Below are 883 nucleotides of genomic sequence, written 5' to 3' on the forward strand. Positions count from 1 at the left end.
CTAAGAGGTTGTCTCACGTGGCGTCAGATCTTTACGGCATGATGCCTTGCCATGGGTGCTGGTCTGTCACAGCGGTTGGTTCCGGATGAACTCTGGGTCCTGGTCGCTCCGTTGCTTCCTTCGTTTTCGTCGCGTCCACAGGGCGGGGGCACGGCCCCGTGCGACGAGCGGGCCGTGTTCGCTGCCGTGGTGTACGTGCTGACCAGCGGCTGCGCTTGGCGGCATCTTCCCGAGACGTTCGGCGTTTCTCCGGCCACCGCGCACCGTCGCTTCTCGGTGTGGACGAGGGATGGGCTGTGGAGGCGGCTGCATCGGGCAGTTCTCGATGAACTCGGTTCCCGCGGGGAGCTGGACTGGACCTCCGTGATCGTCGATGCGGCCTCGGTCCGCGCGAAAAAGGGGGATCGATGACCGGGCGCAATCCGGTCGACCGGGGCAAGAAGGGCAGCAAGCTGCACGTCCTGTCCGACGCTCAAGGGTTACCCCTGGCCCTCGGCGTGTCCGGCGCGAACGTCCACGACAGCCAGGCGCTCCTGCCGCTGGTCCTGGGCATACCCGCAATCCGCTCGCGGCGCGGTCCGCGCCGACGCCGCCCCGGCAAGCTCCGCGCCGACAAGGCCTACCACTCCGCCGAGCACCTGAAGTGGCTGCGCAGCCGCCACATCGTCCCCCGCATCGCTCGGCCCGGCATCGAGTCCAGCGAGCGCCTCGGCCGGCACCGCTGGAAGATCGAGCGGTCGATCTCCTGGCTCTTCGGATACCGCCGCCTCACCGTCCGCTACGAACGGAAGGGAACACACTTCCTGGCCTTCCTCGGCCTCGCAGCGGCACTGACCTGCTACAAAAAACTGGCCAAACTCACCACATGAGACAACCTCTAAGA

1 protein-coding gene is annotated in these 883 nt (G+C 66.6%); it reads left to right on the plus strand.

All coding sequences use genetic code 11. The features are described from left to right. Positions 1-51 precede the first annotated feature (51 nt). A protein-coding gene (locus tag RCO28_RS39250; RefSeq protein WP_374991335.1) for an IS5 family transposase occupies positions 52-869 on the plus strand; the annotation gives its coding sequence in 2 pieces (ribosomal slippage) (positions 52-394 and positions 394-869; 819 coding nt in all). The last annotated feature ends 14 nt before the right edge of the window (positions 870-883 follow it).

The sequence above is a fragment of the Streptomyces sp. LHD-70 genome (assembly GCF_031157275.1).
Classification (GTDB): Bacteria; Actinomycetota; Actinomycetes; order Streptomycetales; family Streptomycetaceae; genus Streptomyces.